This is a genomic window from Pontibacter rufus (genome assembly GCF_015694705.1).
GTDB classification, from domain to species: domain Bacteria; phylum Bacteroidota; class Bacteroidia; order Cytophagales; family Hymenobacteraceae; genus Pontibacter; species Pontibacter rufus.
In genome coordinates this window covers 141,088-159,691 of the sequence record NZ_JADQDR010000009.1, presented here as the reverse complement: position 1 = coordinate 159,691, position 18,604 = coordinate 141,088, and the positions used below count along the sequence as shown (strand labels likewise).

The 18,604-nt window shown below is 45.7% G+C and carries 17 protein-coding genes; 11 read left to right on the top strand and 6 right to left on the bottom strand.

Annotated elements, in window-relative coordinates:
* Nucleotides 1-119 precede the first annotated feature (119 nt).
* Nucleotides 120-1,745, top strand: coding sequence for an ABC-F family ATP-binding cassette domain-containing protein (locus I2I11_RS15725; protein WP_196268683.1), 1,626 nt, complete (start codon nucleotides 120-122; stop codon nucleotides 1,743-1,745).
* Between the two features lie 36 nt (nucleotides 1,746-1,781).
* The gene (locus I2I11_RS15720; protein WP_230680342.1) at nucleotides 1,782-2,489 is read left to right on the top strand and encodes a hypothetical protein; all 708 of its coding nucleotides are present in this window, start codon (nucleotides 1,782-1,784) and stop codon (nucleotides 2,487-2,489) included.
* A gap of 69 nt (nucleotides 2,490-2,558) precedes the next feature.
* Here I2I11_RS15720 and I2I11_RS15715 read toward each other — a convergent pair whose 3' ends face one another.
* Nucleotides 2,559-2,708 carry a lmo0937 family membrane protein gene (locus I2I11_RS15715; protein ID WP_196268682.1) on the bottom strand — a complete coding sequence of 50 codons (150 nt, stop codon included), beginning with the start codon at nucleotides 2,706-2,708 and terminating at the stop codon, nucleotides 2,559-2,561.
* 59 nt (nucleotides 2,709-2,767) lie between these two features.
* Complete coding sequence (locus tag I2I11_RS15710; RefSeq protein ID WP_196268681.1) at nucleotides 2,768-2,920, bottom strand: lmo0937 family membrane protein; 153 nt, start codon at nucleotides 2,918-2,920, stop codon at nucleotides 2,768-2,770.
* 443 nt (nucleotides 2,921-3,363) lie between these two features.
* Between I2I11_RS15710 and I2I11_RS15705 the strand changes: the two genes are divergently transcribed.
* Nucleotides 3,364-4,254 (top strand): 3-hydroxybutyryl-CoA dehydrogenase, encoded by an 891-nt coding sequence (locus I2I11_RS15705; RefSeq protein WP_196268680.1) that lies wholly within the window; start codon nucleotides 3,364-3,366, stop codon nucleotides 4,252-4,254.
* 330 nt (nucleotides 4,255-4,584) lie between these two features.
* On the opposite strand, the gene I2I11_RS15700 is transcribed toward I2I11_RS15705, so the two are convergent.
* A complete protein-coding gene (locus I2I11_RS15700) occupies nucleotides 4,585-5,397 on the bottom strand; it encodes a 2,3,4,5-tetrahydropyridine-2,6-dicarboxylate N-succinyltransferase (protein WP_196268679.1) in 813 nt (270 codons plus the stop codon).
* A gap of 51 nt (nucleotides 5,398-5,448) precedes the next feature.
* Between I2I11_RS15700 and I2I11_RS15695 the strand changes: the two genes are divergently transcribed.
* The 8 genes from I2I11_RS15695 to I2I11_RS21590 all read left to right on the top strand — a co-directional run bounded on the left by I2I11_RS15695 (nucleotide 5,449) and on the right by I2I11_RS21590 (nucleotide 14,719).
* Complete coding sequence (locus I2I11_RS15695; RefSeq protein WP_196268678.1) at nucleotides 5,449-6,576, top strand: glycosyltransferase; 1,128 nt, start codon at nucleotides 5,449-5,451, stop codon at nucleotides 6,574-6,576.
* Between the two features lie 78 nt (nucleotides 6,577-6,654).
* Nucleotides 6,655-7,653, top strand: a complete 999-nt coding sequence (locus tag I2I11_RS15690; RefSeq protein ID WP_196268677.1) for a 3-oxoacyl-ACP synthase III family protein — start codon at nucleotides 6,655-6,657, stop codon at nucleotides 7,651-7,653.
* Nucleotides 7,654-7,831: 178 nt separating this feature from the next.
* Nucleotides 7,832-8,488, top strand: coding sequence for a metal-dependent transcriptional regulator (locus I2I11_RS15685; RefSeq protein ID WP_196268676.1), 657 nt, complete (start codon nucleotides 7,832-7,834; stop codon nucleotides 8,486-8,488).
* 158 nt (nucleotides 8,489-8,646) lie between these two features.
* A complete protein-coding gene (locus tag I2I11_RS15680; RefSeq protein ID WP_196268675.1) occupies nucleotides 8,647-10,536 on the top strand; it encodes an Nramp family divalent metal transporter in 1,890 nt (629 codons plus the stop codon).
* A gap of 514 nt (nucleotides 10,537-11,050) precedes the next feature.
* On the top strand, nucleotides 11,051-11,653 hold the full coding sequence (locus I2I11_RS15675; protein WP_196268674.1) for a thioredoxin family protein: 603 nt from the start codon (nucleotides 11,051-11,053) through the stop codon (nucleotides 11,651-11,653).
* 106 nt (nucleotides 11,654-11,759) lie between these two features.
* Nucleotides 11,760-13,139: a tRNA uridine-5-carboxymethylaminomethyl(34) synthesis GTPase MnmE gene (gene mnmE / locus I2I11_RS15670; protein WP_196268673.1), complete on the top strand. Its 1,380-nt coding sequence runs from the start codon at nucleotides 11,760-11,762 to the stop codon at nucleotides 13,137-13,139.
* Nucleotides 13,140-13,575: 436 nt separating this feature from the next.
* Nucleotides 13,576-13,797 carry an excisionase family DNA-binding protein gene (locus I2I11_RS21300; RefSeq protein WP_230680341.1) on the top strand — a complete coding sequence of 74 codons (222 nt, stop codon included), beginning with the start codon at nucleotides 13,576-13,578 and terminating at the stop codon, nucleotides 13,795-13,797.
* A gap of 643 nt (nucleotides 13,798-14,440) precedes the next feature.
* On the top strand, nucleotides 14,441-14,719 hold the full coding sequence (locus tag I2I11_RS21590) for an IS3 family transposase (protein WP_370582990.1): 279 nt from the start codon (nucleotides 14,441-14,443) through the stop codon (nucleotides 14,717-14,719).
* Nucleotides 14,720-14,796: 77 nt separating this feature from the next.
* Here the strand turns inward: I2I11_RS21590 and I2I11_RS15655 are convergent, their stop codons facing one another.
* The 3 genes from I2I11_RS15655 to I2I11_RS15645 form a co-directional block, all read right to left on the bottom strand.
* Nucleotides 14,797-16,254 (bottom strand): hypothetical protein, encoded by a 1,458-nt coding sequence (locus I2I11_RS15655; protein WP_196268671.1) that lies wholly within the window; start codon nucleotides 16,252-16,254, stop codon nucleotides 14,797-14,799.
* A 43-nt stretch (nucleotides 16,255-16,297) separates the two neighbouring features.
* Complete coding sequence (locus tag I2I11_RS15650; RefSeq protein WP_196268670.1) at nucleotides 16,298-17,110, bottom strand: matrixin family metalloprotease; 813 nt, start codon at nucleotides 17,108-17,110, stop codon at nucleotides 16,298-16,300.
* 303 nt (nucleotides 17,111-17,413) lie between these two features.
* Nucleotides 17,414-18,592, bottom strand: a complete 1,179-nt coding sequence (locus tag I2I11_RS15645) for a M12 family metallopeptidase (protein WP_230680340.1) — start codon at nucleotides 18,590-18,592, stop codon at nucleotides 17,414-17,416.
* Nucleotides 18,593-18,604 lie beyond the last annotated feature (12 nt).

Genomic DNA, 18,604 nt, shown 5'->3' with positions numbered 1-18,604 from the left:
GGCACTTCCTCCAAAGCTTGATGCCCGACCTTTATGATTTCATGCACTAACCGCCAAAGCCGAAATTATTTGTATTTTTGCGGCGGCAACCATTTTTTAATTCTGACTTAATTTTATTTATGATAAGCACCAGCAACGTTAGCCTGGCATATGGCAAGCGCACACTATTTGAAGATGTTACCATTAAGTTTACGCCCGGCAACTGCTATGGCCTGATTGGCGCAAATGGCGCCGGCAAATCTACATTCCTGAAGATATTATCCGGCGAAATTGACCCCAATACCGGCACGGTAGATATTCCGGCTACTGCCCGGCTTGCTGTTCTGAAACAGAACCACTTTGAATACGATGCTTTTCCTGCCCTGCAAACCGTTATCATGGGCCACAAGCGCCTCTGGGACATTATGCAGGAGCGGGATGTAATTTACGCCAAGCCTGACTTTAATGAGGCAGACGGCCTGCGCGTAGCAGAGCTGGAAGGCGAATTTGCTGACCTGGAAGGCTGGAATGCCGAGTATGAGGCAGCCGAACTTCTCAGCGGCCTGGGCATCAGCGAAGACCTGCACCACGCGCTGATGCAGGACCTGAGCGGTAGCGAGAAAGTACGCGTGCTGCTGGCGCAGGCTCTGTTCGGCAACCCCGATATCCTGCTGCTCGACGAACCAACCAACCACCTGGATGCCGAATCGATTATGTGGCTGGAGAACTTCCTGGATAACTTCCAGAACACCGTGCTGGTGGTATCGCACGACCGTCACTTCCTGGATGCCGTTTGCACGCACGTCGCCGACATCGACTATGGCAAAATTCAGCTTTATGCCGGTAACTATGGCTTCTGGTACGAGTCGAGCCAGCTGGCTTCCAAGCAACGTTCGGATGCTAACAAGAAAACAGAAGACAAGCGTAAAGAACTGGAAGAATTCATCCGCCGCTTCAGCGCCAACGCCTCCAAATCCAAGCAGGCCACTTCGCGCCAGAAGTTGCTGGAGAAACTTACCGTGGAAGACATCAAGCCTTCGTCGCGCAAATATCCATACATTGCTTTTAAGCCGGAGCGCGAGGCAGGCAACCAGTTGCTGAATGTGGAGAACCTGAGCAAATCCGTGGACGGGCAAACCATTTTCAGTGATGTAACTTTTATGGTGAACAAGGGCGACAAGATTGCGGTACTTGGCCGTAACGACATTGCTGCCTCCACTTTCTTCCGCGTTGTTATGGATGAGTTGCAGCCGGACAGCGGCGAGTATAAATGGGGAACTACCATCACGGCGTCTTTCTTCCCGAAAGATAACCAGTCGTTTTTTGATACTGACCTGAACCTGGTGGACTGGCTGCGCCAGTTCTCTGAGGAGAAAGACGAGAGTTTTATCCGGGGATTTCTGGGCCGTATGCTCTTTTCCGGTGAGGAGTCGCTGAAAAAAGCCACGGTGCTTTCAGGAGGTGAAAAAGTGCGCTGCATGTTTTCGCGCATGATGCTGCAATCCGGCAACGTGCTGCTGTTCGACGAGCCGACCAACCACCTGGATCTGGAGTCTATCACAGCCCTGAACAATGCACTGCGCGATTTTGATGGCACTATCCTGTTCTCTTCCCACGACTTGCAGTTTGTGGATACCATTGCCAACCGCATCATCGAACTGACGCCAAACGGCATTATCGACAAACGCATGACGTATGAAGAATACCTTTCGGATGAGGCAGTTAAAGAGCTGCGCAGGAAAATGTACGCAAAAGCACTGGCTTAGCGTTAAAACTGCAACTGCTCTCTAACAGAAGAACCCATGAAACGACACCTGCACCTGGCCGGCATGTTTGCCGTGCTGATCCTGCTGCTGTTTATAAGCAATCGGGCCGCCGCACAGACACCCGACACGGTATACCGTAAACCCACTTTGCCCACTGGTCCGCCAGTGCCGGCAGAGCAGCCAGCCAGGCAGCCACAGCCCGTGAAGCGGCCACAGCCGCTGCCGCAGGAGCAGCCGGAAGTGGTGCGGCAGCAAGACGAAGCAGGAAAACCTGCCCTGATGGATCGCTTATACTTTGGCGGAGGCCTTGGCCTGCAGTTCGGCACTTTTACCAATATTTCGCTGCTGCCTATACTTGGCTACCGGATAACGGACAGGTTTAGTGCAGGCGTTGGGGCAGTATATCATTTTGTGAGTTATAGCAGTTATAGTTACAGCAACTATGGCGGGCGTGTTTTTACGCAGGCCGAGCTGTTTGATATAGGAGATGGCGCCATACTGGCACATGGTGAGGTGGAGGTGCTGAATGCGGAATATAATGGCCCGGGTTCTTACCTGGGAGGCGGTTTTGAGCGGCGCAGCACCGTGGCGTTTCCTATGGTCGGGTTAGGCTACAGGCAGCGCATCGGCGAGAGAGCCTCGTTTGATTTACTGGTGCTGTACAACACCAACGATGCCAGCTACTATAATCCCTACAATAACCCGGTCTTCAGGGCGGGCATCAATATCCCTTTCCGGAAATAACATCCGGGCAGAAAACAAAAAAGCTGCTGCACCTGGGTGCAGCAGCTTTTTTGTTTATTTATAAACGTGTTAGCCCCTGATAAGCCGGAGCAATACTATGATAACGGCAATAACCAGCAGGATGTGGATTAAACCACCTACAGCATCCGGGAAACCCAGAAAGCCAATCAGCCAGAAAATTACCAGAATAACTGCGATAATATACAATAGATTTCCCATAGTTTTATTTTGTTTAAGTGTTCTGTGTTTGTTGTTGTTAAAGAAGCGTCAGGCGGCAATCAGGCGCGTCTTATCAGGCGCAGCACAATTGCAATAATAGCCAGTACAAGCAGTACGTGAATAATCCCACCAACGGCATCCGGGAAACCCAGGAAACCAATCAGCCAGAAGATTATTAAAATAACTGCAATGACATAAAGTATATTTCCCATAGTTTTAAGTTTAGAGCTTTTGTTTTTTATACATTTTCATGCTTCTGAAGATGGCCGGAAACAAACCTGGCCTTCGGTTGTTAGCATTAAATGCTTTTGTATTTTTTAATTTTTAGCTTTTACGGATCTATATTTTAAAGGGTTTATATTATAGTATATTTTTGTAGCAATAGGCTCGATCGCTCCTACTATACTGCCTTCTGCTTTGCCCCTTTGCCTGCCACACCTTGCTGAGTTATAGATTTTTTAGCTGCTTGCAGCCTCGCTGCTCCTTTTTGCTTTATACGCTCCCGCTTATCAATTTCAGGATGTAAGTTGCATAAGATTAACATATTAGGCTTAGTTCCCAAATTGAAGTCTTCCAAGAGCCTGTGGCGTGGGCCGCCATGTTAGGTTATTTCTGCTAATTTTGTATTGCATTCTCAAACACATCACCATCTTACATGAAAAAAGTTGCAGTTATAGGCTCCGGTACCATGGGCAACGGCATTGCGCACGTTTTCGCCCAAAATGGCTTTTTTGTTTCACTGATAGATATTTCGGATGAGGCGCTTCAGAAAGCCCTCGGCACCATCTCCAGAAACCTGGATCGCATTATCGCCAAGGGCAACCTGACGGAAGAGCAGAAGGCTGCAACGCTTGGCAACATCGCTACTTTTACCAATATGCAGCAGGGTGTGCAGGACGTGGATCTGGTTGTGGAAGCTGCCACCGAGAACGTAGATTTGAAGCTCAATATTTTCCGTGACCTGAGCAGGTTTGCCAAGCCCGAAGCTATACTTGCCTCGAACACATCGTCTATCTCCATCACTAAAATTGCTGCTGTTACCGATAGGCCGGATAAGGTAATCGGGATGCACTTTATGAATCCGGTGCCGGTGATGAAGCTGGTGGAAGTTATCCGCGGCTATTCCACGTCTGATGAAGTAACAAAGCAAATAGTAGAACTGGCAAAGCAACTGGGCAAAGTGCCGGCCGAGGCAAACGATTACCCGGGCTTTGTCGCCAATCGCATCCTGATGCCGATGATCAACGAGGCCATTTATACTTTGTTTGAAGGCGTGGCCGGTGTAACGGAAATAGACACCATTATGAAGCTAGGGATGGCGCACCCGATGGGCCCGCTGCAACTCGCTGACTTTATTGGGCTTGATGTATGCCTTTCTATCCTGCATGTGCTGCACGACGGATTCGGGAATCCAAAGTATGCCCCCTGCCCGCTGCTGGTAAACATGGTGCAGGCCGGCCACAAAGGCGCTAAGTCTGGTCAAGGCTTCTACTCCTGGGCTAACGGCGCCAAAGATTTGGTGGTAGCAGACAGGTTCAGGAAGTAGTTTATCGTGTTTCGTTGATCGTTCTTCGTCATTCGGAAATATATATTAAGGAAAGCCTCTGCCGGTTGATCGGCAGAGGCTTTTCGATAAAGTATAATCTACAATTTATACTTTCCAGAGACTAAGAACTACTCTCCTCTAATAGTTATAGAGTTGCAGCTAATCTATCTTTTCCAGTCATCATGAAAGCATCTTCATTGCCCATAGCAAAGGTTTAACCTCTCTTCAACCAGGATCCTTTCAGGATGACAGAAAGGAGCAACAGAAGCTTTACGCCCCTATACTTCCCGAAACACGATCAACGAGCAACGAAAAACGATCAACGATCAATCACACCGCTACCGCGTGGTCGCGCAGTACATCGTTAAGGGAAGTCTTAAGATCAGTGCTTTCCTTACGCTGGCCTATGATGAGCGCACAGGGCACCTGGAAATCGCCTGCCGGATATTTCTTTGTATAGGAACCGGGTATAACCACCGAACGCGGCGGCACATAACCGCGGTATTCTTTCGGCTCGCTGCCCGTTACGTCAATTATCTTAGAGCTGCCCGTAATGGTTACGCCGGCACCAATTACTGCTTCTTTGCCAATACGGCAACCTTCTACCAGTATACTTCTTGATCCGATAAAGGCGCCATCTTCTATAATCACGGGGGCTGCCTGCACCGGCTCCAGCACACCACCCAGGCCTACGCCGCCACTCAGGTGCACGTGTTTGCCTACCTGCGCGCAGCTGCCCACCGTTGCCCAGGTGTCTACCATAGTACCCGCATCCACGTAAGCACCAATATTTACATAAGACGGCATCATCACCACGCCATTGGCCAGAAAAGCTCCGTAACGCGCCACCGCATGCGGCACCACGCGTACACCCAGCTGTGCGTAGTTGCGCTTCAGCAGCATCTTGTCATGAAACTCAAACGGGCCCACCTCAATGGTCTTCATCGACTGAATCGGGAAGTATAGCAGCACCGCTTTCTTCACCCATTCGTTTACCTGCCACTCCTCCCCTTTCGGTTCAGCTACGCGCAGGGTGCCTTTGTCCAGTTCTTCGATCACGGCACGAATTGCCTCAATGGTATTGCTTTCCTGCAGCAGTTCCCGGTTTTCCCAGGCCTGTTCAATTATTTGTCTTTGCGTCATATCCATAGTTAGTTCATGCAAAATAAAGCATAAAAGTATTAAATTTAGCCAATGTCTGAAAAGAGAATCCTCTTAGCTTCGCTGCTCAAGCCCGTAAACGAGGTCCGCATGTATGAAAAACTGGGCCTGTCGTTGTGCAGGCTGCCCCAGGCACAGGTGCATCTCTGCGGATTCCAAGCGGCCATACCCGTAGATGCGCCGCCCAATATATACTTCCACCCTGTCTTCGGATTTAAGCGGCTGCACTTCGGCCGGGCCAAAGCGCAGTGGTTATACTATAGGCTGTTACGCCGGCTCAAACCTCACCTGATTATTGCCTGCACCCACGAGCTGCTACTGCCAAGTATGTATTATGCGCGCAGGTATAAGTGCAAACTGGTGTATGATGTACAGGAAAACTATACTCTCAACCTGACGGCACAGCATAATTATCGTCCCGGTTTAAAGCACCTGATGGCCGCCGGTGTGAGAAGTATAGAAAATGCGGCAGCAGGAAGTATAGATCATTACCTGGTGGCGGAACGAAGCTATCTGCAGGATCTGCCTTTTCTGAAACAGGATTATACCTTAATTGAAAACAAGTATAAACCAAAGGCAACGTATTCTTTGCCGGTCACGCCCATTACCTTACCGCAGGGGCCACTGCGCCTGCTGTATTCCGGTACCATTTCAGAAATTTATGGCGTATTTGATGCAATTGCTTTTGCAGATACGATACAGCAACTGCGGCCCGGCTCCACGCTCACCATCATCGGTTACAGTCCCAGGAAAGAAACGTGGCAAAAAGTAAAAGAACTGGCAACCCGTAAACCATACTTACACCTGGCAGGCGGCGACAAATTGGTACCGCACCAACAAATTGTGCAGCAGATACAGCAGAGTGATGTAGGTTTATTACCTTATCAGCCTAATGAAAGCACCTTCCGCTGCATCCCGACAAAATTGTACGAATACATGGCACATGCGCTGCCCATAATCGTACAACAAAACCCGACATGGCATACTATTATAGCGGAACATGCAGCCGGACTAAGTATAAATTTTACAGCCTGCAATGCCGCAGCACTGCTGAAAGATTTGCAACAACAGCAATTTTATACTTCAGGGATTCCGGGTGATGTATACTGGAACCTGGAGGAACAGAAATTATTGCAGGCTATTAATAACCTGCTTATCTAAATCAGAAATACATTTTGTTAAAAATATTTTTAGACTAACCTAAATTACTTATATTTGAACCATTAACCCCCTTACAAGATGCGAAATTCAAAAATTGCTGGTGTAGGCCATTATGTTCCGGAACGGGTCGTGACCAACAAAGACCTGGAGAAAATAATGGAGACTTCTGATGAGTGGATCAGGGAGCGCACGGGTATTGTAGAGCGCCACTATTTTGAGGAGGGCGTAGACACTACCTCGAATATGGGCGCTGAAGCTGCCCGCAAAGCCCTGAAAATGGCCGGACTGGAAGCGACAGACCTGGACATGATCGTATTTGCCACCTTAAGTCCCGACTATGTTTTCCCGGGATCGGGCGTGCTCCTGCAACGTGAACTGGGGATAAAAGAGATTCCGGCGCTGGATGTGCGTAACCAGTGCTCCGGTTTTGTTTATGCCTTGTCGGTGGCAGATCAGTTTATCAAAACCGGTATGTACAACCACGTGCTGGTAGTTGGTTCGGAAATTCATTCCAGCGGGCTCGACTTCTCAACACGTGGTCGTGGTGTTTCCGTGATTTTCGGAGATGGCGCGGGCGCTGCGGTGCTCTCCCCTTCTGAAAGCAACGACAAAGGCATTCTATCCACGCACCTGCATGCCGACGGCGAATTTGCCGAAGAGCTGGCCACCATCGATCCGGGCAGCAACAAACGCGAGCGCCTCACACACGAGATGATCGACGAAGGCTCTATTTACCCTTACATGAACGGCAACACGGTTTTTAAGCATGCGGTAACGCGCTTCCCGGAAGTAATACAGGAAGCCCTGCAGCAGAACAACTACAAACCCGAAGACATTGATATGCTGATTCCGCACCAGGCCAACCTGCGCATCACCTCCTATATCCAGCAGAAAATGGGATTGCCGGCGGAAAAGGTTTTCAGCAACATACACAAGTATGGCAACACCACGGCCGCCTCTATCCCTATTGCCTTGAGCGAGGCTGTAGAGGAAGGGCGCATCAAAGAAGGCGACCTGGTATGCCTGGCGGCTTTCGGCAGCGGCTTTACCTGGGCCTCCGCGCTCATCCGGTGGTAAGTTTAATTTTGAATGAGTGAATAACTGAATAACTGAATGACTGAATGACTGAATACAAAACGATTATGAATACCCTGGAGAGATTATCGCTCAGTTTTACATTCAATTATTCAAAATTCAGTTATTCAAAATTCTTTACTCAGTCATTCAGTTATTCACTCATTCAAAATTCAAAAAGGTGTACAGTTTCACAGAAGAGAACTATATCAAAACCATCTACAAGCTGTCGGCGAACGGGGCGCAGGAAGTGAGCACCAACGCCCTGGCCGATGCTTTGGATACGAGGGCTGCTTCGGTGACGGATATGCTGCGCAAGCTCAGCGCCAAAAACATGGTGCATTACGTAAAGTACCGCGGCGTAACCCTGACAGAAGCCGGCGAACGGGTAGCGCTGCAGGTAATCCGGAAGCACCGGCTCTGGGAGGTTTTTCTGGTAGACAAGCTGCAGTTTAACTGGGATGAGGTACACGAGGTAGCCGAAGAGCTGGAGCACGTTACCTCCGAACTGCTGACAAAGCGGCTGGACGAGTTTCTGGGTTATCCCAGGTTTGACCCGCATGGCGACCCGATTCCGTCGGAGACCGGCGAAATAAACCAGCCCAGGCAAAAGCTGCTGGCTGCTATGGATATAGCAGAAACAGGCACCGTGGTTGGCGTAAACGATTCGCAGCCGCACTTTCTGAAGTACCTGGACAAAATAGGAATTTCGCTGGGCAGCAAAGTGAAAGTAACAGACAAGATGCTGTATGACAGCTCGATGGAGATACATATTGAAGGCGGCACCACCATACTTGTATCCAGTGAAGTATCGAACAACATATACTTGTCTGCTTAAGCAGGAGTATTCCCTGATTTGGCAGGCAAGTATACTGTACACCGGCGGGCGAATCATACTTTACCGCTTTCATCGCAAAGTATAAAGCCATGATTACCTGTTATAAAGCAACAGAAGCAACCTTATATCTACGATGATGATACCTGTATTCTCTACTTATGAACTTGCTAAAACAGGCCTCTGTCTCCGGTAAATCGCTGGGCGAAGTCCATTCCTCTATCGATACAACCGCCCATACTGGTTTCTGGAAAAAGCTGCTTTCCTTTTTAGGACCGGCTTACCTGGTCAGCGTCGGGTACATGGACCCTGGCAACTGGGCCACCGACATTGCCGGTGGCAGCCAGTTTGGTTACACATTGCTCTGGGTGCTGCTGATGTCGAACCTGATGGCCATCCTGTTGCAGAGCCTGAGTGCCCGGCTGGGCGTAGTGCGGGGCAAAGATCTGGCACAAGCCTCCCGCGAGGCCTATCCTAAATTTGTCAACATACCGCTATACCTGCTCGCCGAAATTGCCATTGCCGCCTGTGACCTGGCTGAGGTGCTGGGTATGGCTATTGGACTGCAGTTGCTGTTCGGCCTGCCGCTGATTTGGGGCGTGGGCCTTACCGTTTTCGATACCTTCCTGCTCCTCTTCCTTATAAACAAGGGCATGCGCAAGATGGAAGCCTTTATACTAGTGCTGGTTACTATCATCGGCGGTGCTTTTGTGTTGGAGATGATATTTGCAAAGCCCGATATGGGTGAGTTGGTGCAGGGGTTCATTCCTTCCATACCCAACAGCAGCGCCTTATACATTGCCATCGGCATTATCGGCGCTACCGTAATGCCGCATAATTTATATTTGCATTCTTCGCTGGTGCAATCGCGCAAAATCGAGCGCACCTCCGACGGCATCCGCAAAGCCATCAGATTCAACAACATCGACTCGGCCATTGCCCTGAACCTCGCCCTGTTTGTAAACGCAGCTATACTTATATTGGCTGCGGCAGCCTTCTACAAAAACGGCATCTATACTGTTTCTGAGATCAAGGATGCCCACAAATTTCTGGCGCCGCTGCTTGGCACCAAATGGGCGCCCGTACTGTTTGCCGTAGCCCTTATTGCCGCCGGCCAGAGTTCCACACTGACCGGCACACTGGCTGGCCAGATTGTGATGGAAGGCTACCTGAACCTGCGCATTCAGCCCTGGCTGCGCCGCATGATTACGCGCCTGCTGGCGGTGTTGCCTGCTATGTTCGTTATCCTGTACTTTGGCGAAGATAAGACCGGCGAACTGCTGGTGCTAAGCCAGGTTATACTTAGTTTGCAACTCGGTTTTGCCGTGATTCCGCTCATCCATTTTGTGAGCCACAAAGAGCGCATGGGCGAGTTTGCCGCCGGCAAATGGGCAAAGCTGGGTGCCTGGCTAGCCGCTGCCACCATTGTGACGCTGAACGCCAACCTTGTTTTCGAAGAAATTTCCGGCTGGCTGCAAACAACGGCACACCCGCTCCTGCTGTGGCTTACGGTTGTTCCTATTGTTGTGGCCTGCATCTTGCTCCTGCTGTATATTACGTTCCAGCCCCTTGTCCTGAAGGCACGCCACCCGCAGCCTGTGGCCGCCCACTTCCGCCCCGTCAGCTACGAGCCGCTGGCAAAACCGGTTTACGCTAAAATCGCCATCACCCTCGATTTCTCCAGAGCAGACCGACAGGTTATCAATAATGCGCTGGCTATCGGCACCGCCAGTGCGGAGTACCTGCTGATACATGTGGTAGAGACGGCCGGGGCCATGGTGATGGGCCAGGAAATACATGATTTTGAAACAGACTCGGATCGGCTTAACCTGGAGCGTTATGCTAATGACTTGCGCAGCAAAGGCTATAATGTATCGTATCAGTTGGGCTTCGGCAATCCCAAAAAGAGCATCCCCAAAATAGTAAAAACCTATAAGGCCGAACTGCTGGTGATGGGCTCGCACGGTCATCAAATGATGAAAGACCTGATACTCGGCACCACCATCGAATCCGTCCGCCACGCCGTCAAAATCCCGGTGCTGATAGTATAAATGAAAGCTTTTGTCCAGAGGAGCTTTCTTAGGGCTGTTAATATTGGTCCCTGCGTATTAACTCCTATGTTTTCATAGCATTATAGTTAATGATGTAAGTTGAGTTACAAAGAAGTTGACTTAAAAGAAGCAGGCTATAACAAAGCAATATTTGCCAGGTGCACTTAATGAAGCTTCACTGTTCGAGCGTTCAGTGAGTTTGAAGCTTCTTGATTCTTTTGCTTACTTTTCTTATCAAGAAGAAAAGTAAGGCCGCGCCGGCGAGGTGAAAAGCCAGCTATAAATCTTAAAGTTCTAATTTTGCTGCTGCCTTTTCTACCAAGTTATTTTATGTCCAGAAATCTCTCCATCTTAACTCTGATCTAGAAGCTTGATAACCACATTAGAAGTTTCTAGCTGGGCCTTGCAGAATATCCAAATCTTGAACTTATCTTATAATTGGAATTTTAATTGTGCCTGTTGATGTTTACCTTTCAACTGAAATCGAAAGCCATACTTCCCTTAATTTAAATCAATGCTGAAAAACACCCTTTTCGCTGCTGCTATTATTTCAACACTTACTTTATCTGGTTGCAAAATCAACGATACCGCTACAGCCAACGCGCCTGCTACAACGACTGCAACAGATCCTGCGGCAAAAAAAGCAGGGGCCGCCACAGCACAGGCAAGTATAAAAGCAGAGCCCATCCACTGGCTTACGATAGAGGAAGCCGCTGCGAAACAAAAGCTGGAGCCGCGCAAAATCGTGATAGACGTGTATACCGACTGGTGCGGCTGGTGCAAGAAAATGGACAAAACTACTTTTGCCGACCCGGAAGTGGCTGCTTATGTCAACGCGCATTATTATGCCGTGAAGCTGGATGCCGAAGGAACCGAACCTATCACCCTGAACGGGCACACCTTTAAATATAACCCGGAATATAAATCGCATGAGTTGGCGGTGGCTTTGCTCAACGGGCAGCTCAGTTTCCCGACAACCGTGTACCTGGATGAAGAGATGAAGATGCTCACACCGGTGCCGGGCTTTATGGATGCGCCTGCCTTCTCGCAAATTTTACGCTACTTTGGCGGCAACCACTACAAGGAAATGAACTTTGACGAGTTTGAAAAAATGTAGAAAAAGGCTACGCTTGAACAGCAACGATTGGCCAGGTCGCGACCTGTCCCTACATGGTTATCACTATTTAATCCGTAAATTTGCGCAGCGAATAACCTAATTCGATTTGACAAACCAGTTCCATACGACCGATACCATTGTGGCCGTGGCTACAGCGTCCGGCACAGGCGCTATTGCCGTTATCCGGCTTTCTGGCCCTGAAGCCATTTCCCTGACGAACAATGTTTTTAAAGGCAAAGACCTGGCAGAGCAGGCCAGCCATACCATCCATTTCGGCACCATCCGTGATGGGGACAAGGTGCTGGACGAAGTGCTGGTATCACTGTTTGTCGCGCCGCATTCCTATACCAAAGAAAACGTAGTAGAGATCTCGTGCCACGGTTCCGACTTTATTGTCCAGCAGATCGTGCAGCTGCTCCTGAAAAAAGGAGCTCGCCTTGCTAATGCCGGCGAGTTCACCAAACGTGCTTTCCTGAACGGCCAGTTCGACCTGGCCCAGGCCGAAGCCGTTGCCGATCTCATCGCCTCCGACTCTGCCCTCTCGCACGAAGTAGCCATGAAGCAGATGCGCGGCGGTTTTTCGCAGGAAATCAAGCGGCTGCGTGCCGAACTGGTGCATTTCGCTTCGATGATAGAGCTGGAGCTGGACTTCGGCGAAGAAGACGTGGAGTTTGCCGACCGCGACCAATTGCGCAGGCTTATCGGCAACATCCAGCAGGTCATCCGGGAGCTGCTAAAATCCTTTGAGCTGGGCAATGTCATCAAAAATGGTGTGCCGACCGTTATCGTGGGCAAGCCGAATGCCGGCAAATCCACGCTGCTCAACAAGCTGCTGAACGAAGAAAAAGCCATCGTATCGGATGTGCCCGGCACCACCCGCGACTTTATCGAGGATGAAATCAGCATCGAAGGCATCACCTTCCGATTTATCGACACGGCCGGCCTGCGCGAGACAACGGATAAGGTAGAAAAGTTGGGTGTGGAGCGCACCATGCAGAAACTCAATCAATCCGCCCTGATTATTTACCTGTTCGACATCACCGAAGTGACGGCTGCCGAGGTTCAGGCCGAGCTACACAAGCTGAATCCGGACAAGCGCCCCCTGCTTGCCGTGGCCAATAAGATAGACCAAGCCTCACCGGAGAAGCTCGCTGCTTTTGCCAGTATTGACGGTGTGCTGCAGATTTCGGCAGCAGAAGGCGCCAACCTGGATGCGCTGAAACTGGCGCTGGTTCAGAAAGTGAACCTGGGCAAACTCAACACCCAAAACCAGACCATCGTCACCAACCTCCGTCACGTCAACAGCCTGCACAAAACCTACGCTGCCCTGGACGATGTGCTGCACGGCGTTTCCTCAGGTATGAGCGGCGACCTAATAGCCGCCGACATCCGCCGCGCACTTTATAGCCTGGGTGAGATAACGGGGGAAATAACAACGGAAGACTTGCTGGATAATATTTTTACCAAGTTTTGTATTGGGAAGTAAACAGTCACAACGAATACATATCGAATATTCACAAAAGCTTCTTTAAACCTTCTAAAGGGCTTTTTTAGTATCCTTAAGGGCTATTTGATAATGCTCGCTTGTAAATTCATTATTACTACTTTTGTATCTCACATGTACCTCATTTTATTTATTTGTACCTCGAATATTTTAATGGAGAAATTTTGCAACATAATGCAACTTGAAGCTCCCTTTTGCAACAAACAGCAACATGAGTTCTAATTTAAGAATAGAAAGAGTCTGCCAACACTGCTGTAGCGACTTTATTGCTAAAACAACAGTAACCCAATACTGCAGCGACAACTGTGCTAAACGGGCCTACAAAGCAAAGCAGAAGAAGATTAATATCGAAGCAAGTAACGAACAGACTAAAGCTGTTAAAATAATGCCACTTGTAGAACTGTAGGCTAAAGAGTTTTTGAGTATATTAGAAACTTGTCAGCTATTAGGCCTTAGCCGATGGACTATTTGGAGAGCTATAAGGGTAAATGAGCTGACGGCTATAAAAGTTGGGAGGCGAACTATTTTGAAGCGCGCTAATCTTGATAAACTTTTCGAGCAAAGTCAGCCACTAGTAACTAACAAAATAAAATCAGCCAGCGTACAAATCTCAATTGATGATTGCTACACCCTTTCATAGGTATAAAAGATTTACAATATTTCAGATAGAGCCCTTCATGTGCTGATTAACCGAAATCAAATTCCTAAGCAGAAGAATGGAATTTATGCTTACGTACCCAAAGAGGAGATTAACCAAATATTAAACCCACAGTAGCACTATCAAATGGCAAAGGTTAAACTAAGAGATAAACCGATATCGAAAGGCTGACAAACGCTGTACTTAGATTATTCCCCTCCGATACCCCATCCAAAAAAAGGAAAGCTAACACTGTGAATTTCTAAGTCTGTATATTTATGATAACCCAAAGGCTTTCTTAGATAAAGAGCACAACAAGGAGACAAAAGCACTTGCAGAAAACATAAGTACAAAGCGCCAAATTGAGGTACATAATGGCCAATATGGATTCCTTCACACAAAAATTAAACACGCAGTTTATTCCTTTCTATAAAGATGAGGCAAAGAAGCGATTCGGATCTAATAACGATCATTGGAATAGCTCTATCTATTAGAGTTCTTTCATGAAGGATAAAAATATCTGAACTCAATAGTAATCTCTATAAGAGGCGGAGACAACCACTGTGGCTGCCTGGCAGATGGCCATCAAGAACAGGCCCCCATTCCACTCCCTTTTGTTTCACTCTGACCAAGGCGTGCAGTATGCCTGCAGTGCTTTCCGCGAGCAATTGGAGGGGATGCCGGTAGTGCAGAGCATAGCCAGAAAGGAAATTGCTGGGACAATGCAGTGGCAAAGAACTTCTTTAAGACGATGAAAACAGAAATGGTTTACCACAATAACTTTGCCACAAGGCACAAAGCCTCGCTAGCCATCTTTGAATACATTAAGGGTTTCTACAACAGGACAATGAGGTATTCAGCGCTTGGCTACCTGACCCCTTGCCAGTATGAAGAATGGGTGAACCATCAAAGTATTGCTGCCTAATAATAAGCCTCCAGTAAACTATTGCAATTCCAAATGTATTTCATTTAGGTATAGACTGAAATTACTAAAGTAAAAGCTCAAAATTTGAAAGTAATTGCTAAATAAGGATTAAAACCATCTTTTATACGCCATTCTAAGTCATTGTTGAGCTCATCAACACTTGAAACTAGATCACCAGGCTCTTTAGTTTTGAGTTCCTGATTCCATAAAAATACATTGCCGTAGGAAAGCCCGAAATAGGAATTCTTATAATTCACAGAAAAATTTCTAAACACAAATCCCCCCCCTGTGAAAAGAGCGGGACGTTCAGCTATTGGTCCCGCACCAAATTGTAATACTGGGAAAAACATATCATCACCAACACTGAAATGAATATTCATCATAGCAGCAAAATTTACTTTGAAAACCTCTGCGGAATTTTCTTCAGAAACATGCATCTGACCACTAGCATCAGTTATAGCACCATATTTTGGAAATGATAATCTGGTAAAAGCCAAACCAGGTGTAACTGCAAGAAAAATCTTTGCTTTATTAAGCCATACCCTTATAACATGTTTCTTCAATACATTATTCTCGGTATTTAAAGACTTTCCATCGTCAGATAACGCATAACCAGCATCAGAAACTTCAACGCTGAATTCGAAAATTTTACCTTTATTTAATGGGTAAACTTTTTTTATTGACCAAGGATAATCATCATAAAGGGTATTTAAATCGTTCTTTATTTTATTATATTCATCTAAAACCAATTTATATGCCTTGTCTAATGTGGAGATTTTAGAGGCTCTTTCATTTGCAATAGTATTCGCAGTTTGTAAATACTGAGTCAAAGCAACTTTCAATGCTAAGTCTAAACCTTTATTATTACAATCAATTTCTTCTATAAGCTTCTGAGTAATATGTATATATTTAAGCAGTAATAAATTATTCGTATTTAATGGTTGCACTTTATTATTAACTTCTTTCATCCCGCTTTCAACACTGGCTTGTGACAAGAATGAAATTTCCTTCATTTCTTGAAATGGTTTTATGAAAGCTTCACTCTTGGTATTATTGATTAATATACTAATGCTATCTACTTTTGCCTTTATTTGTGTAATGCCACTACATCCATTGTTTGCTCCCATAGGTTCTACTGCAAATGGTGCAAAGACTTTTCTTAAATCTATAAGAGCATTACCGAATTCTTCTGCTATAGGATCATTAAACTCATTTGTTGTTATTGTATATAAACGTTGAAGCGGGTTAATAGGCTGTAAATATACTACCAACTCCTTCATGTTACTTTTGCCTCCAGTAAAGGTAAGGTAAGTAGTATCGGAAAGCGGAACGGCAGGTTTTTTACCATCTATTATGTAATTTAAAATAGAATTACCATTATTATCTTTTCCTTCGAATAGAAAAATATATCTATCTACTTTCTTCGAATTAATAAAATCGTCTACTTCCTGTGCATTTACATAAGAAGATGATATTAGAATTATATTTATTGATATAACTTTTAATAATAAAGCATGATATAAGGCTTTTTTCATACAGTATAATAATTTAGCTTCTGTAACTTGTTAAAATATTTTTCTATGTGAAAAATATTCTTGACCTTAGATTATACAAATCTTTTATACTTTGAATATCATCCATAGTGAGCCTTCTATTAATACCTATATAATCCTCATACATAACTTCCCCTTCAATAAGGCTATGCTCAAGACCCAGTATATGACCAACTTCATGCAGAGTTACACTTTGCAAATCAATCTCCATATCATTTCTTGGGTTGACAGACCAAATTTCATCGTAATCAAAATGTATTTGTCCAAAAATACTTGAATGGATATCTGGATATCCAGCATGTGCAACTGAATTTCCTCTGCCGGTTCTTCTACCGTCAAATTTTAATACACAATTATGATTTCTCTGCTCCCAACTTAATTTTATAATAGAGTTTTCATTTGGATTAGTTCTTCTAAAGCTGATTGGTATAAATTGTTCCCACTCATCAAATGCGTATCTTACTGCTTGTTCAATATCATCTTTATGTATTTGTGGATAATAGTTCTTTATAGAATAGCTTATAACAGGGGGATTTCCTAAGCTAGATAAATTAAATTTATACCCAGATGATTTAGCAAATCTTAGAATATTTTCATTATGAATTAAATGGCGTTGATTTCTTACAAATGTAGAATTGCCACATTTTGGTCTAAAAACTATCTGTTCTATAACCTCATCGTTAGACATTTCAGTTTTATTTTGAAGGTATTTATAATTTTCTATTAAATCATTAGCTATTTCATCAACATCTCTGTTTCTTAAAAATATGTCATCTGTTACATTCAAATACCCTCTATTGGCAAGAATTTGTATTGCTAATCTTTTTAAATGTGCCATGGTACTAAACTTTTTTTACAATGATATTAATAGGTATATAATTGAATAATTGGTATTGCCGAATTATCCAAGACCACTCTTGTAATTGAGTTGGCGGTGCAGCCATCATCCCCAGTTGAGCTAGACTCCAGGCTTTAACGCTCCCATGTCCTAGCTTAACTAATTGGCAACGTATCAAAGGAAAACGATATCTTTTATGATGCCTATAAGAAATGGATTTTTGATGCCTAGAATCCTTGGACACTGATAAACAGTTTGCAGAAATATTAGAATAATTCCTCTATAATATATTCTATAAGGCAATTACCACATCATTACAGCCGTTTCTTGCGGTCGATCATTGAAATACATTCTAATCCGTAGTAGATATTTATGTCCTTTGATTAATTTTATCTTGAAAAAAGCATTAGTATCCTGACCACTGTCATCATCTCCTGTTCGGTAGCGTAATTCTCCATTTTCATCCTCAAACAAAACCATAATAGAGTCGGATGTTCCAAAAGTTTGGAAATTATAAAAACGAGTTTCTTGCGGTAGAACAGTAAAGTTACGTTGATCTCCGGCTGACAATTTTAGCAACACCGATTGTGATGGCATAAGCTGTTCCTTAACTGCATTATGCGTTTTATGAACGGTAGGATAAAGAGTTTTAACCCAACTTTTATCCTTAGCAGAAAGCCCTCCTGCAGGTCTTAAACCGTTTATGGCATATTCATCGGGTTTCTTAATAAGACCTTTCTCAAATGGGTAATGCATGATAGAATTAGGATCCCAAGTTGTGCCTTCAACTTCGTTAGAAGGAAGTTTCCGGATAATATTCCAAAATGTGGTATCTCGATCCCAATTATTTGGTGGTTGCGCCAAAGCCTCATATACAGCTTCTTCATCCCATATAATACCTGCTTTTGGGTTTTGATGTTCGTGTGGAAAACCAAGCGTATGACCTATTTCGTGGATGGCGGTATCAATTTCTCCACGTTGGGTTAAATCCCATCCAAAATTCATAGTGCGTATATTTGGTCCGTGTTCCAGTATTTCCCTACCCAGCCATGACCAAGCCCCATCTCCTTGCATAAAGCCAATCCGTATTTCAGCATCTTCCCTGTCAAAAACTTCCCTAAATTCAATTCCAATGCCCACACTTTCCCAGATTTTGGATGCAGCACGTACTACCTCTTTCTGAGCTTCCGCACCAACCCAACTGAACCACTCTGTAGTTCCATCTGTAAATTGGACATTTTGTCCATCAGTATCTCGGTCAAAAAAATAATAATGAAGAACTGTGCCACTGACCCACTTATTACTTAATAGATTTATAAGTGACTGCCGTCCACTGGTAACACCAGGAGCAAAAACGCGAGCAGGCCTTTCATGCAATGCACAAAAGTAGCGGCCAATACTCCTATCCTGCGCTTTCTTAGCTTCGTTTGGCTTTTGAACCGGCAACTCTCTCATTGGTATGTTTTCTTGCTGCTCTTTCATAATTTCAGTGAT